The organism is Thermoleophilum album (assembly GCF_900108055.1).
Lineage (GTDB): Bacteria > Actinomycetota > Thermoleophilia > Solirubrobacterales > Thermoleophilaceae > Thermoleophilum > Thermoleophilum album.
In genome coordinates this window covers 181,178-195,694 of sequence record NZ_FNWJ01000002.1, presented here as the reverse complement: position 1 = coordinate 195,694, position 14,517 = coordinate 181,178, and the positions used below count along the sequence as shown (strand labels likewise).

At 69.4% G+C, this 14,517-nt stretch carries 14 protein-coding genes and 1 tRNA gene; 1 reads left to right on the top strand and 14 read right to left on the bottom strand.

Annotated elements, in window-relative coordinates; all coding sequences use genetic code 11:
• Positions 1-7: 7 nt before the first annotated feature.
• Positions 8-1,993, bottom strand: a complete 1,986-nt coding sequence (locus BLW41_RS07025) for a hypothetical protein (protein ID WP_093117683.1) — start codon at positions 1,991-1,993, stop codon at positions 8-10.
• Between the two features lie 187 nt (positions 1,994-2,180).
• Between BLW41_RS07025 and BLW41_RS07020 the strand changes: the two genes are divergently transcribed.
• Positions 2,181-2,873, top strand: coding sequence for a TetR/AcrR family transcriptional regulator (locus tag BLW41_RS07020; RefSeq protein WP_177169402.1), 693 nt, complete (start codon positions 2,181-2,183; stop codon positions 2,871-2,873).
• A 13-nt stretch (positions 2,874-2,886) separates the two neighbouring features.
• Here BLW41_RS07020 and BLW41_RS07015 read toward each other — a convergent pair.
• The 13 genes from BLW41_RS07015 to mrdA form a co-directional block, all read right to left on the bottom strand.
• A tRNA-Ala gene (locus BLW41_RS07015) sits at positions 2,887-2,959 on the bottom strand.
• A gap of 97 nt (positions 2,960-3,056) precedes the next feature.
• The gene (locus BLW41_RS07010) at positions 3,057-3,431 is read right to left on the bottom strand and encodes a hypothetical protein (RefSeq protein WP_093117679.1); all 375 of its coding nucleotides are present in this window, start codon (positions 3,429-3,431) and stop codon (positions 3,057-3,059) included.
• A 99-nt stretch (positions 3,432-3,530) separates the two neighbouring features.
• The gene (rsfS, locus tag BLW41_RS07005) at positions 3,531-3,938 is read right to left on the bottom strand and encodes a ribosome silencing factor (RefSeq protein WP_093117677.1); all 408 of its coding nucleotides are present in this window, start codon (positions 3,936-3,938) and stop codon (positions 3,531-3,533) included.
• A gap of 11 nt (positions 3,939-3,949) precedes the next feature.
• The gene (gene nadD / locus BLW41_RS07000; protein WP_093117675.1) at positions 3,950-4,573 is read right to left on the bottom strand and encodes a nicotinate-nucleotide adenylyltransferase; all 624 of its coding nucleotides are present in this window, start codon (positions 4,571-4,573) and stop codon (positions 3,950-3,952) included.
• A gap of 1 nt (position 4,574) precedes the next feature.
• Positions 4,575-5,849: a glutamate-5-semialdehyde dehydrogenase gene (locus tag BLW41_RS06995; RefSeq protein ID WP_093117674.1), complete on the bottom strand. Its 1,275-nt coding sequence runs from the start codon at positions 5,847-5,849 to the stop codon at positions 4,575-4,577.
• 23 nt (positions 5,850-5,872) lie between these two features.
• Positions 5,873-6,970 carry a glutamate 5-kinase gene (gene proB, locus BLW41_RS06990; protein WP_093117672.1) on the bottom strand — a complete coding sequence of 366 codons (1,098 nt, stop codon included), beginning with the start codon at positions 6,968-6,970 and terminating at the stop codon, positions 5,873-5,875.
• A 60-nt stretch (positions 6,971-7,030) separates the two neighbouring features.
• The gene (locus BLW41_RS06985; RefSeq protein ID WP_093117670.1) at positions 7,031-7,462 is read right to left on the bottom strand and encodes a hypothetical protein; all 432 of its coding nucleotides are present in this window, start codon (positions 7,460-7,462) and stop codon (positions 7,031-7,033) included.
• Positions 7,459-8,760: a GTPase ObgE gene (obgE, locus tag BLW41_RS06980; protein ID WP_093117668.1), complete on the bottom strand. Its 1,302-nt coding sequence runs from the start codon at positions 8,758-8,760 to the stop codon at positions 7,459-7,461. Before obgE ends, BLW41_RS06985 begins: the two co-directional genes overlap by 4 nt.
• 10 nt (positions 8,761-8,770) lie before the next feature.
• Entirely contained in the window at positions 8,771-9,025 is a 255-nt protein-coding gene (rpmA, locus tag BLW41_RS06975; protein WP_093117666.1) for a 50S ribosomal protein L27, read from the bottom strand.
• Positions 9,015-9,404: a 50S ribosomal protein L21 gene (rplU, locus tag BLW41_RS06970; protein WP_218138314.1), complete on the bottom strand. Its 390-nt coding sequence runs from the start codon at positions 9,402-9,404 to the stop codon at positions 9,015-9,017. Before rplU ends, rpmA begins: the two co-directional genes overlap by 11 nt.
• Positions 9,405-9,494: 90 nt before the next feature.
• Complete coding sequence (locus BLW41_RS06965) at positions 9,495-11,351, bottom strand: Rne/Rng family ribonuclease (protein ID WP_093117662.1); 1,857 nt, start codon at positions 11,349-11,351, stop codon at positions 9,495-9,497.
• 36 nt (positions 11,352-11,387) lie between these two features.
• On the bottom strand, positions 11,388-12,569 hold the full coding sequence (gene rodA, locus BLW41_RS06960) for a rod shape-determining protein RodA (protein WP_093117660.1): 1,182 nt from the start codon (positions 12,567-12,569) through the stop codon (positions 11,388-11,390).
• 104 nt (positions 12,570-12,673) lie between these two features.
• Positions 12,674-14,488, bottom strand: a complete 1,815-nt coding sequence (gene mrdA, locus BLW41_RS06955) for a penicillin-binding protein 2 (RefSeq protein WP_177169401.1) — start codon at positions 14,486-14,488, stop codon at positions 12,674-12,676.
• Between the last annotated feature and the right edge of the window lie 29 nt (positions 14,489-14,517).

Below are 14,517 nucleotides of genomic sequence, written 5' to 3'. Positions count from 1 at the left end.
GCCCCCCTTAAGTGGCCTGGGCCGCGGCGTGCCGAAGCTGCCCCCTGCCGGCTGGTCGCGCCCCGCTGCTCATTCCGCCGCGCGCCTCGAAGCGCCGACCGAGCCGCCCTAGGCTAAGTGCAAGCGCCAGCGCCATCGCCGCCCAGGCTCCCAGAACCGTGGCGAGGCCGGCCTGCCACAGCCAGGGCGGAACGCCGCGTGCCTCGCGCAGGAAGATCCACTCGTCGCCCACGAAGGCGCGGGTGAAGACGGGCGCAGCGGGCAGCGCCGCACCGGCCGCGTCGCGCATCGCCCGCTCGAGTTGGCTGCGCGTGAAGCTCACCGGTAGCGAGCGCCGCGAGCCGTCGAGCCCAGCGTCGGCCGGCAGGCGCAACGGCACCGCCCCGCGCACCCGACCAGCGTTCAGGCGTAGCGCCGCCTTCCAGGTTCCGGCCAGAGGCACCGGACTTGTGCTGCGATAGCTGCCGTCCGCCGCTCGCGCCATCGGCGCGACCACACGGTCGCGCCGGCCCTGCCAGGCGAGCACGTACAACCAGTTCGGCTGGGCCGCGATCGCCGCTGGGGAGAGACGCGCCACCACGTAAGCCTCTCCACTCGATCCTGCGACCGGCCGAAGCTCGACGCGCGCCACGGCGTCGGGCACGGTGCGCAGCGAGGCGGCCACACAGGCGCCCACCGCCAGCGCCGCGGCCCCGGCGAACCCTGCGCGTGCCAGCGCCGGCCGCGGCAGAGCGCCGCGCAGCGATGCCGCGAACAGCGCTCCTAGCACGCCGCCGGCGCAGCCGCCGAGGAGGGCGAGCAGGAACCCCTCCGGCAGCAGCGCGGTTGTCCACGGCAGCGGCATCGCCACGCGCGACCAGCCGTAGCCAGCGGCGAAGCCGGCCGCGGCGCTGACGACGCCGGCGACGGCGCCGAACCCAACCGTTCGCGTGGGCGCGGGCACCGCTCGCCGCGAAAGCAGCAGCGACCCGACGACCTCGACAGCTAGTGCCTCGGCGAAAAAGAGCGGCAACGTCGGCGTGTGCACTCCCATCGCACCAGCAAACAGGCTGGCGCTGCCGCGCACCGCGACGTACGCCGTGGCAGCTCCCAGCGCCGCGCCACGCCCAACCCACGCGCGCGCCGCCACCAGCACGAACGCTGCGGCGAGCGCGAGCACGAGCGGCTGCCATACCTGGCGGTAGAGCGGAACGCCGTAGTCGTACTCGGCGAGGAACAGCTCGAGCCCGCAGAGAAGACCTCCGAGTAGCGTCGCTCGCTGGGCAGCGCCGAACCAGCGCGCCCAGCGGCGGGCGCCGGCCAACGTGGGCGCCACCGCGCGGCTCTCGTCCCGCCCAGCGACGCCAGCTGAAGCGCGCTTGGCGCGTGCTTCCGCGCCCTCCTGGACGAGCACGAGCATGCCGACGACGCTCAGCACGCCGAAGAAGAGAAAGACGAAGTGGGTCGGCGACCAGAGCGTTACGTCCTGCCCGTAGATGCGGTGCCAGACGTCGTCGAGCGAGAGCGCGGCGAGAGCGAAGAGCATCGCGGCGGCCAACAGCGCGCCGCCGAGGGGCCCGCGCCGGCCGCCGCCGGCCAGGACCCAGGCGGGTCCGCGGTCGCGCTGGTCGGCGGTGCCGAGCGCTAGCACCCCCGCCGCGAACGCGGCGAATATGCCGAACAGCATCGGGTAGTGGGCGGGGTTGCCGAGGGGGCCGGTGTCGCGCCCTTGGTCGATGTGGTAGCCGATGTCCCACATCCCACCCCACATCGCTGCGAGCAGACCGACGGTCGCAATCGCCACGGGCAGCGCCGACCACCCTGGGAGACCGAAGAGACGCCCTACGACACGCCCTGCGACACGCAGCGGCCGCGCTTTCCCGCGCCGGTAGCGCACGCAAGTCGCGATCACGGCTGCGCTGCCGCCCCAGTAGACAGCCGCCAGGACGGCGAGCTGGTCGAGCGGCGCTCCGCCTGCCGAGGGTGCCGCTTGCGCGAAGAACGCCTCAGCCACTCGCTTCCACCTCCACGCTCTTTGTGTCTTGTCCGTTTTCCGCCTCGCGGCGCCGGGAGACCCCCCGGACCAGTCTTGCGGCGGGCGCCGATCGTTCGCCACCCACCACAGCCGCAAAACGATAAGACGCATGTTACAGCATGCGTCTGAATGTATCCCGACGACTTTGGCTGTACGGTCTCTCTGGATGAACGGAAACGCAGGCACCGACAGCTCCGCGACTTCCCCAGGCGCGGAAGAGCTCGTCGATCAGCTGCTCGACGCTCCCGGCAACGCCGAGACGACCGAAGAGCGGATCCTGCAGGCAGCCGCCGAACAGGTCGAGGACTTCGGTCTCAGACGTTTCACGATCGACGACGTCGCCCGCCGCGTCGGCGTCTCGCGCGTCACCGTCTACCGCTACTTCCCGAAGAAGAACCGCCTCATCGAGGCGCTCGTCCTGCACGAGATGCGGCGCTTCTTGCGCGCCGTCGAAGAGGCGACACGCTCGTGCGCCACACTCGAGGAGCGGCTCGTCGAGGGTTTCGTGTTCGGCCTGCTGTACCTCCGCCAGCACCGCCTTCTGCGCCGGCTTTTGCGCAGCGAGCCGGAGCTGATCCTGCCAGCGCTCACCACCGAGGGCGAGCGCGTCCTGGCCGCCGGCCGCGAGTTCATCGCGCGGTTCGCGCGCGAAGAAGCTGCGGCCGGCCGCCTACCGCTCGACGACGAAGAGATCCAAGCGGTTTCCGAGCTTCTGACGCGGGCCGTGCTCTCGTTCGTCGTCACGCCGCACTCGGTGCTCGACCTCGAAACACCCGAGGGGATCAGGCACTTCGCCGAGCACTACCTGGCAGCGACCCTGCGCGGGATCCTGGCACTGCGCGACTCCCGCGGCTCCTAGCCGCAAGCGAAAGTGGAGCTGACGGGACTCGAACCCGTGACCTCGGCGCTGCCAGCGCCGCGCTCTCCCAGCTGAGCTACAGCCCCGTGTGGCGGCGAGTTTAAACGCTCACCGGCCGGTCCGCGCGCGCAGGGGTGTGGCCGCCGGAGTCCCGGCGGCCACCGTCGCTGCGCCTCGGCCCTGTTACTGGGAGGAAGCTTCGCCGTCGCGCGATACCCGCGGGCGCGGCCTGTGGGCCTCGAGAATCCGCCGCCCGAGCTCGGCGACCTGCTCGTCGCTCAACCGTGTGTGGTCGAACCCGACCTCTTCGAGCTCGCGCCGCACCGCCTGCACGGTGCGCATTGCGTCGAGGTCGTGACCGAGCTTCGCCAAGACGGCGCTCAGGTTGGGATCGTCGAGCGCGGTTTGGCCGTTGTTGGTCGCGGTCAGAAGCCACTGGTGGAGCGCCTCGGCCTGCTCGATCGGCAGCTCCAAGCGCATCGGACCGCGCGCCGCAACGGCCTGCGAGACCTCTTCGACCGCCTGCTCGCCGACGACGCTCTGGTTGGTTTCGGTCATCGTGTTGTCCTATTCGGCACAAATGGGCGCCCTGTTTAGCGTTGGGACGGCAGCGCCCACCTGGTTTCGACGGCGGCGCTTCGTTCGCGCGGCTGCGGGCTAGTCGAAGCGACGGACGGGCGCCTCCGCCCAAAGGTGTTCGAGCCGGTAGTACTCGCGGGCCTCGGGCGTGAAGACGTGCACTACGCAGTCGAGGTAGTCGAGCAAGATCCAGCGTGCGTCGCGCTCGCCTTCGACGCGGGCGGGCACGACCCCCGCGGCCTTCAGCTGTTCACGAACCGCCTCGGCGACCGCCCGCGCCTGGCGGTCGCTGCGGCCGCTGGCGAGCACGAAAAAGTCGGTGAAGCCAACGAGCGAACGGAGGTCCAGGATCAGCACGTCCTCCGCTTTCTTCTCGAGCGCGATGCGAGCGATGCGCTCCGCCAGCTGCTCGCCGCGGGACGTCGGCGACGCAGCATCCCCTGCCGGCGCCTCGGGCCGCGCGGGAGCGCCAGTGGCTTTCGGCAACTCCCGGGGAGTCAACTTTTCGCAGCCACCTCCCGGCGACCGGCACCGTAGAGGTTGGCGTCCTCGATCTTCCTTCGCACGGCTTCGGGAACCAGGTAGCGGATCGACTGTCCGCGCGCGATCCGCAAGCGCACGAGCGTCGACGAAACCTCGACCCGCGGCATGTCGAAGTAGCGCACGCGCTCCGCGCCCCGCAGTCGCGCAATCGAGATCGCTACCGCGTCCCGCGACCATCCGGTGCGATCGACGACCACGACCTGCGCGAGTTCCAGCAGCCGCTCCGGCTCGTGCCAGCGCGGCAGGCTCGCCGCCTGGTCACCGCCGAGGATCAGGAACGGCTCGAGCTCGGGGTTCGACTGGCGCAGCGCAGCGATCGTGTCGACCGTGTACGAGGGCCCTTCGCGCTCCAGCTCGATCCGCGAGACCTCGAAGCGCTCGTCGTCGGCGGTCGCGAGCTCGCAAAGTTCCGCCCGCATCTCAGGCCCCGGGTCGGATTCCACTTCGCGGTGCGGGGGCCGCGCCGCCGGTATCCACAGGACGCGCTCGAGACCGAAGCACTCGAGCGCCTCCTGCGCCAGCACCAGGTGACCGATGTGCGGAGGATTGAAAGTGCCGCCGAGAACCCCGATCTTCACGTCACTCGCGCACGTGGCCGGCGCCCTCGATCACGTATTTGTAGGTGGTCAGTTCGCGCAGCCCGATCGGCCCGCGTGCGTGCAGCTTCTGGGTGGAGTTGCCGATCTCCGCGCCCAGCCCGAACTCGAAGCCGTCGGTGAAGCGCGTCGAAGCGTTGACGTAGACACACGCCGCGTCGACCGCGTCGCAAAACGCACGGGCGGCATCGGTCGATTCGGTGACGATCGCCTCCGAGTGCCCGGAGCCGTAACGATCGATGTGCTCGACCGCCTCGTCGAGGGTGTCGACCACCCGCACGGCGAGAATCGGCGCCAGATACTCGGTCTGCCAGTCGCGCTCGTCGGCGGGTCGCAGCCGGTCAGCTAGATCGCCGGCCAGCGCACGGGTCCGCGCGCAGGTGCGCAGCTCGACGCCCCGCGCCAAGAGCTCACGGACGATCAGCGGTACGAAGGCGGGCGCGACGTGGGAGTTGACGAGCAACGTTTCGCAGGCGTTGCACACACCGGGACGCTGGGTCTTGGCGTTGACGACGATCGCTCGCGCGCGCTCGAGGTCGGCTTCAGCATCGACGTACACGTGACAGTTGCCAGCGGCGGCGTAGATGACGGGCACCGTTGCGACCTCCTCGAGCGCTCGCTTCAGCCCCTCCCCGCCGCGCGGGATGATCAAGTCGACGCTGTCCTTGGCGGTCGCCAGCGCGCGCAGGTCGTCGCCCCGCTCGCCGCTGGCGATGAGACCGATCGCGCCCGCCGGAATGCCCGCTGCCTCCGCCGCCTCGGCGGCGATCGCCGCCAGCGCTGCGTTCGACCGCTGCGCGCTTGACGAACCGCGCAGGACCACGGCGTTGCCGGATTTGAGGCAGAGCGCGGTGCAGTCGATCGTGACGTTCGGGCGCGCCTCGTAGACCACCGCCACCACGCCGAGCGGCACCCGCACGCGCCGCAGATCGAGGCCATTCGGCAAACGCCGCCCATCGATCAACTCGCCGACCGGGTCGGGTAGCGCTGCGACCTGCCGCACGCCTTCGGCCATCGCGGCTACCCGCTCCTCGGTCAACAGCAGGCGATCGAGCAGTGCCGGCTCGAGGCCCTTCTCCTCGGCCCGCTGCATGTCTTCGCGATTGGCATCGAGGATCTGGTCGACCCGCTCCTCGAGCGAGGAGGCGATCCGCGCAAGCGCGCCATCGCGCACGCGGCGATCGAGGGTGGCCAGGCGTCGAGCGGCACGCTTAGCGCTCCGGCAGACGTCCTCGACGGTGGTCGCCGTGAGTGACATTGCGGCAAGGGTACCGGCGGGACCTACGGCGCGAGCACCACCAGATAGTCGCGGTGCACCGCTTCCTCGCTGGCGTGCGGCAACAGCTGGCGCACGCGGTCGCTGGTCAGACCGCACACACGCCGCAGTTCGTCACTTCCGTAGTTGACGATGCCCTTACCGATCACCCGCCCGTCGTGACGAATCTCGACGGCGTCGCCCGGCTCGAACTCCCCTCGTACCTCGACGATGCCGACCGGCAACAGGCTGCTGCCGCGCTCGGTGAGGGCGCGCGCGGCGCCGGCGTCGACGAGCAACTCTCCGCGCGTCGGCTTGGCGTAGCGCAGCCACAGCTTGAAGCTCTGTTCCCGCTCCCGCCGCGCATGGAAGTAGGTGCCGGCGCGTCCGCCCTCGAGGATCGTCGCGAGCGCCTCCCGATCGGTACCGGATGCAACCACGCAGGGAATTCCCGCACCCGTCACCATCTCGGCGGCAGCAACCTTTGAGCGCATCCCGCCAGAACCGAGCTCGCTGCCGCTGCCCCCCACCTCCAATGCCCGCAGCTCGCTGGGATCACGCACCTCCGAGACGAGTCGCGCCGCAGGATCACGGCGCGGGTCGGCGGTATAGAGGCCGGCCGTGTCGGTGAGGAGCACGAGCAGACGCGCCTCCACCAGGATCGCCACCTGTGCTGCCAAAAAATCGTTGTCGCCGAAGGAGATCTCGTCGGTTGTTGTCGTGTCGTTCTCGTTGACGACCGGCACTACGCCCCAACGCAGCAGGGTGGCGAGAGTGTGGCGGGCGTTCACGTAGTGGGCGCGCTGAGCCATGTCGAAAAAGGTGAGCAGAACCTGCGCGCTGCGCACGCCCCAGCGGCCGAGGTGTTCGTGCCACGCTCGGTAGACGATCCCTTGACCGACGGCCGAAGCGGCCTGCAGCTCCTCCATCGCCGTTGGCCGACTGGTGATGCCCAGCTCGCGCAGTCCGCAGGCGATGGCACCGGAACTGACGATCACGAAGCGCTCGTCATGTGTGCTGCGCTTGGCGATCTCCTCGGACACCGCGGCGAGCACGTCGTCGCGCACGACGCCCTGGTCGTCGGCGACCAGCGCCGAGCCCAGCTTCACGACCGTGGTTGCCATCCCGGCAAGGTTATGAAGCCCCCGCGTGACGGCCGATCGCACGACCCGGCGGCGCGCCCGTCAGCCAGCGGTGCTCCCTTCAATCCGCCATCGGCCTTGCTCTCGCCGCAGCCGCAGCTCGCGATCGCGCCGCAGCGGGCCGTAGTCGATGAGGGCTCGCACCGTGGCCTCGTCGTCGACCACCCGCACTGCTTTGACACGCACCAGCCGCAGCCTCGGGCCCCGGATCGCCGCGAGCTCCCGCTCGCACAAGCGCCGTGCAGTCGCACCACGCGTCGCTGTCACACCTTCCACAAACTGCTGCGTCAGCAGCTCGCTGCACAAAAGCCGAGCGTTGCGCTCGTTGACGGCTTCGACGAAGCGCTCGACGGTCGCTAGCACTCGCTGCTCAGCGCTGGGAGCGGTCGCGGCCCGAATCGCGAGACCCACGAGCAGCGCGAAGCCGAGCGCCGTCGCCGTCAGCGCAGCAAGCAGCCGCAGGCGCGCGTTCACCGCGGCGCGCCGGGCGCTGCCGGATCGAAATCGAATGTGACGCCGCCGATCTCCACCTCGTCCCCCGGTTCGAAGCCCTGACGTTCGAGCTGACGCACAACTCCTAGGCGACGGAGTCTCGCTTCGATGTAGTCGAGCGCGTCGGGGTTGTCGAGGTCGTGACGAGCGATCAGGCGCTCGACCGGTCCTCCGCGCACGCGGAAACGACCGGGCGCGACCCGCTCGACTTCGATGCGTTCGTCAGCGCCGGGCCGGTAGACGCGCTCGACGAGCGGCTGTTCGCTGGTCGCGAGCGGGGACTGCGGAACGTGCGCGAAGATCGCCTGGCGCAGGCGGTCGAGCCCCAAGCCCGTCACCGCCGAAGTCGCAATCACCTCGAGCGGTGGGTCTTCGGCCGCCGCGCGGAGACGCTCGGCGAGAGCCGGCAGCGCATCTTCGGGCAGCAGATCGGCCTTGGAGAGGCAAAGGATGCGCGGGAGCTCGGCCAGCCCGTGTCCGTAACGTTCGAGTTCGCGCTCGATCGTGTGCATCGCCGCGACTGGGTCGGAGCCGTCGGCCGGCGCACACTCGACGACGTGGACAAGCAAACGGCAGCGCTCGACGTGGGCGAGAAAGTCGTGACCGAGCCCCGCTCCCTCGCTGGCACCTTCGATCAAGCCGGGGATATCGGCGATCACCAGCTGACGGCCGCTTTCGTCCTCGATCGTGCCGAGGTTCGGCTCGATCGTCGTGAAGGGATAGTCGGCGACGCGCGGTCGCGCGCGTGTGAGCCGGCGCAACAGAGACGACTTGCCGGCGTTCGGGAGGCCGACCAGTCCGGCATCGGCCAACAACTTCAGCGCCAGCTGCCAGGTGCGCTCTTCGCCGGGGAGGCCCCGCTCGGCAAAGCGCGGCGCTTGGTGGGTCGGGCTCGCGAAGCGGCGATTGCCGCGCCCTCCGGCCCCGCCTCGGGCGATCACCGCGCGCTGCCCCGGCTCCAGCAGTTCGATCCGCTCGCCCCGATCGGGATCGACCGCCACCGTTCCGGGCGGCACACGCAACTCGAGGTCCGCTCCGCGCGCACCGTGGCGGTTAGCGCCCTGCCCGTGGCCGCCACGCCCTGCTTCGAAGCGCCGCCGCCTCACCAGTGAGCGCAGGTCGCGCAAACTCGCGTCACAGACCAGGACGACGTCACCGCCGCGCCCGCCGTCGCCACCGTCCGGCCCGCCCTTGGGAACGTAGGCCTCGCGCCGGAAGGAGACGCACCCGTTCCCCCCGGCGCCAGCGCGAACGCGGATCTCAGCGCGATCGAAGAGCAAGCGAAGCCGCCTAGGAAGGCGGCACGACGTGCACCTGCCGACCTCGACGGCCGCGCGTGAAGCGAACGATGCCGGGGCGCAGGGCGAACAGGGTGTGGTCGCGACCAATGCCGACCCCGTCGCCCGGCTTGAAAGGTGTGCCGCGCTGCCGCACGAGGATCTCGCCACCGTTCACCTTCTCGCCGGCAAAGACTTTCACGCCCAGGCGCTTGGCTTCCGAGTCGCGCCCGTTGCGGCTCGAACCGAGTCCCTTCTTATGAGCCATCTGTGTCTGCCTTCTTCGTCTTCGAGGAGCGCCGGGCCCGCGGACCGATCTTGCTCACCTCGAGCCTCGTCAGCTCCGCACGGAACCCGGTCCGGCGCTTGTAGCCCTTTTTCGGCTTGAACTTGAGGATACGCAGCTTCGGCCCCCGCTCATGCGCCTTGACGATGGCCTCCACCTGCACCTTCGCGAGCTCCTCGGGCGCGACGACCGGTTCGCCGTCGTCGGGACGCCACAGCAACGGCTCGAGCTGCACGCGCTCGCCTTCTGGGGCATCGATGCGGTCGACCAGCAGCGACTGGCCCTCCTCGACCCGGTATTGCTTGCCTGAAACTTTGACGACTGCGTACATCGCGAGCGATCGTTGCGGGCGGACGCGCACAGGCTCGGGAGCGTCCGACGACGGTCGGGCAGTCTAGCGCGAGGAAGCGAACCCCAAGCGCTTGGGAGTCCCGAGCGCTTGGGAGTCGCCTCAGGAGGTCGCTGGCGCTTCCCGGCGCGCCCGGCGACGTCGCACGGCGGGCGTACGCGACTGCCCCTCGCCGCCTCCCGCCCCGCTCGCCTCCGGCTGAGCGACCAGCGAGGCCTCCGCCGAGGAGCGCCCGACGCGCTCGATGCGAACGAGTGCCTTTTGGCCGACGAGATCGGCAGCGCCGCGCACCGCGATCACGTAGCCATCGAGCTTGGCGACAGCGTCGCCCTCGTTGTACATGTGCGGCTCGACGAGCTCCACCAGCACCTCGTCGCCCTCGCGGAACGGCAGCGCCCGTTCCGCCACCTCGTCGGCGCTGCCTGCCATCACGACCTCCATGTGATCGATCGGCAGGGCTTCGGTGCCTTCGAAGTGGAAGCGCTTGCCGGTCTCCGCCTCGATCTCCTCGATCGGACGCCCTGGCCCCCGCGTCAGGATTGCCGAGACGCGCGGATTCATGCGTATTAGCAAGGCCTCCGCGGCGGGGTGCTGGAAGGCGATCTCGCGCAGCCAGCGAGCAGCCTCGAAAGCCACCGTCTCCTCGCTCAGCACCACACCCTCGCCGTTGCAGGTGGGACACGGCTTGGTGAGGATCTCGCGCACTCCCTCGGTGACGTTCTGCCGCGTCATCTCGACAAGGCCGAGGGGCGATACCTCGACGACGTAGGTCTTCGTGCGGTCACGCTCGAGCGCTTCGCGCAGTCGCCGCAACACGGCGTCCCGGTTGCGCGCACGCGCCATGTCGATGAAGTCGATGACGATGATCCCGCCGATGTCGCGGAGGCGCAGCTGACGCACCACCTCATCGGCCGCCTCGAGGTTCGTCTTGGTGATCGTGTCCTCTAGCTTGGCCCCCTTGCCGCGCCCGGTGAAAGAGCCGGAGTTGACGTCGATCACCGTCATCGCTTCCGCGTAGTCGATGACCAGGTAGCCACCCGACGGCAGGTCGACGCGTCGCTCCAACGTCGAGCGCAGCGCGCGGTCGACGCCGAAGCGCTCGAACAGCGGCGGCTCGCCGCTGTCGAGCTCCACCCGCTCGACCAGCTCCGGCGCCGTTCGACTGAGGAACGAAACGAGCCGTTCGTAGGCCTTCTCGTCGTCGACCAACGCCCGCTCGAACTCGTCGCTGAAGATGTCGCGGACGACCCGCACCGGCAGGTCGGCCCCCTGGAAGACGAGCGCCGGCGCCGGCGAGCGCTCGGCCCGTTCGCGCAGGATGTCGTAAAGCATCCGCAGGTAGAGGACCTCCCGCTCGAAGTCCTCGCGCTTGGCGCCCTGAGCGGCGGTGCGCACGATCCATCCGCCTTCCGGCAAGGCCACCTTCTGCAGCTCCCGCCGCAGGCGTGCCCGCTCGGCGTCGTCGAGCCGGCGGGACACACCGATGCCTTCCCCCTGCGGCACGTACACGAGGTAGCGACCGGCGATCGAGAGCTGCATCGAGAGCCTCGGCCCCTTCGTCTTGAGGGGGTCTTTGACGACCTGCACGAGGATCTCCTGGCCGGGCCGAAGTAGCTCCGAGATGCGTTTGCCCTTGCCGGCCCGCCCGCGTCGGGCGACCTCGACGCCGGGCAGCACGATGTCGTCGGAGTGCAGGAAACCGTTCTTCTCGAGCCCGATGTCGACGAACGCCGCCTCCAGCCCAGGCAGCACGTTGTCGACGCGGCCCTTGTAGACGTTGCCGACGATCGAGCGGGCGCCGCGGCGCTCGATGTAGATCTCAGCTACACGCCAATCCGTTGCCGTCTTACGCGATCCCCGCTGGCGAGAGCGCTGGCGCGAGGAGACGGAACCCTCCGCCTCCAGTATCGCCACCCGCGTCTCGCCGCGATCGACCGCGACGAGTACCTGCTTCCTCAAAACCGATTCCTCTCGTCTCGAAGGCGTTGTTGTCCATTACGCGACCGCCTTCGCCAGCGAGAGCTCGCGGGACCGGGCGTGGATCGACTGCAACAGCCCGAGCGACATGAAGGTCACGATCACCGACGATCCGCCGTAGCTCAGCAACGGCAGAGGAACGCCAGTGATCGGGGCCAACCCGATCGTCATGCCCACGTTCACGAAGACCTGGAACATGAGCATCGCCGTGATGCCGCCCGCCACCAAGGCGCCGAAAAGGGTCTTGGCGAGCGTCACGACACGTAGGGCGCGCCAGATCAGCAGCGCGTAGAGGCTGAGCACCAGCGCCGCGCCGATAAAGCCGAACACCTCCCCCACCACCGCGAAGATGAAGTCCGTGTGGTGCTCGGGGAGGAAGTTGAGCTTGGTTTGCGTGGCATCCTCGCCGCGACCGGTCTTGCCTCCGGAACCGATCGCGGTCAGCGACTGGTTGATCTGGTAGCCCTCCGCACGGGGATCCGCACTCGGATGCAGGAAAGCGGTCAGACGGTCGCGCTGATAAGGCTTTAGCACCTCGACTCCGACTGCCGGCGCTACGACCAGCGCAAACACCGCGACCAGCGATCCGACGCAGGCGAGCACAACAAAGTGCGACCAGCGCGTGCCCGCCAGGAACAGGATCGCAATCGTCGCCGCGACGTAAACGAGTCCGGTACCGAGGTCGGGCTGGGCGACGACCAGCGTCGCCGGTACCAACCCGAGCAGCAGCACGCGGACCGTCGTTTGACGTTCGTTCAAACGTCGCACGTTGTCGACGACGAAACCGGCCAACGCGATCACGAGCAGGAGCTTGCCCAGCTCGGACGGTTGGAGATTGAAGAACGGCAGTTCGATCCAACGGCGCGAACCGCGCGAAGCCGAGCCGATCGCGAAGACCGCGATGATCGAGCCCAACGTCGCCAGGTAGATGCCGTTGCGATATTCGCGCAGGCGCGCGTAGTCGATCCTCGAGATCGCCAGCATCAGCGCGCAACCCACCGCCCCGTAGGCGACTTGCCGCCACACGTAGTAGTAGGGCTGGCTGGGAATGTCGCCGGTCGTGGCCTCGCCAAGCACCACGACGCTCGCCGCGATCAACCCGACCGAGGCGAGCAGCATCAGCGGGTCGAGCCCGGCCAGCAGCCGTGGGAAGGGGCGGGCGGTCCCGCGAGACCTCGTTGCCAGCGAAGACGCGTACATGCTCGTTACCGACCCTAACCGGCCGACGAGCGGTTTCGCTCCGTCCGGCCGAAGGTGGTCGCGAAGAAGTGTGTCAGCTGCGCTCGGTGACCGAGGCGCGAGCTTCAGTCGGGAGCTCCACCCCGGCGCGCACGATCGCCCCTCACGTCGAACAAGGCCGCGAGGATGCGGCGCGCCATCGGGGCGGCGGTCTCCGCGCCGAAACCGCCAGCTTCGTCGGTGACGACGACCACGTAGCGGATGTCTGGCCACGGCGCCAGCGCCACGAACCACGACTGGTCGGGCCGGCCGGCACCCTTCTGCGCCGTACCGGTCTTGCCGGCGACGGGAATCGGGAAGCCCTGGAAGACCGGCGTGGCGGTGCCTCCCGGAGCGCTGGTGGCACCCCGTAGACCGTCGAGGATCGCTTGCCTTGTGGTCGGCGAGATGCGCACGGTGCGCGCAGGCGGCGCCTGCAGATCTTGGATCGGGCGGCCAGCGGCGTCCTCGACGCGCAAACCGATCCGCGGCACCACCACGCGGCCACCGTTAGCGATCGTGGCGTAGGCCACCGCCAGCTGCACCGGATCGGCCCGCAGATCGCCCTGCCCGACGGCCAGGTTGACGTTGTCGCCGACCGTCCAGGGGCGGTCCGTGAGGCGCTTGCGAAACAGCCGGTTGCGCCAAGCCGGAGAGGGCACGAGTCCCTCCCACTCGCCCGGCAGGTCGATACCCGTTCGCCGCCCGAGGCCGAGCAGGTGAGCCCACTTTTGAAGCGCTGTACCGCGTGCGTTGAGGTCAGCGCCGAGGCGGTAGAAGAAGACGTCGCTGGAGACCGTCAGGGCGCGCCGTACGTCGACCGCGCCGTGGGCTTTGCCACCAGCGTTTTTGAAGGTAAGCCCGCCGATCGTGATCGAGCCCGGGTCGTAGATCACCGTCGCCGGCGTGATCAGCCCTGTTTCGAGGGCCGCCGTTGCCGTGACGACCTTGAACGTCGAGCCGGTCGGGTAACCGCTCTGGATCGTCCGGTTGAGCAACGGAGCGCCGTTCAGTGGATCGGTGAGCCGGCGGTAGTCGGAAGCGCGCACCACCTTCGCGAAGATGTTCGGGTCGAACGACGGCTGCGAGCCGAGGGCAACGACTTCGCCGGTGCGGACATCCATCACCACGAAGGCGCCGCGACCGGTCCCCGACGCGAGTGCCTGTTGGCCAGCGCGCTGGACGTCGAAGTCGATCGACAGGCGCAAGTTGCGGCCCTGGAGTGGCCTTCTTACGGACAGCTCGCCCTTGAAGCGACCAAGCGCATCGACCTGCACGCGGTTGGCCCCGTTGCGACCGCGCAGGAAGCGGTCGTACTCGTACTCGATGCCGCTCTGCCCGACCCGGTCACCCATCTGGACGCCGCGGTAGCGGTCCTGCTTGAGCTGCTCGGCCGTGACCTCGCCGACCGTGCCGAACAGGTGGGCGCCGATCTCGCGGTACGGGTAGGAGCGCAGAAAAACGCGTTCGACGGTGACCCCGGGCAGGCGATCCTGGTGCTCGAGTACGTAGGCGACGACCGGTAGCGGTACGTCTTGGCGGAGCGTCGCAGCGGCGAACGGCATCGCCTTGAACTGCCGCTCCACCGAGCGCTCGAGACGGCGCGGCGAGACCCGCAGAATGCGCCCCAGGCGCTTGAACACCTGACGGCGCCGAGGACCCGCAGGGGGCAGCTTGTCTGGTGTCACCTCGAGCGCCAGGCTCGGGCGGTTCGCCACCAGCACCCGTCCGTTGCGGTCGAGAATCTCGCCGCGAGGAGCCTGCACGCGGATCTCGCGGATGCGGTTGTTGTTGGCCTCGGCCAAGTAGCGGTCGCCCGAGAGGACCTGCAGGTACCAGAGGCGGAAGAAGATCGCCGCGAAGCCGACGAGCGCGATCGCGCTGAGCACCGCGATGCGCATGGCGAGCTGCGGAGTGAGGCCCGGTCGCC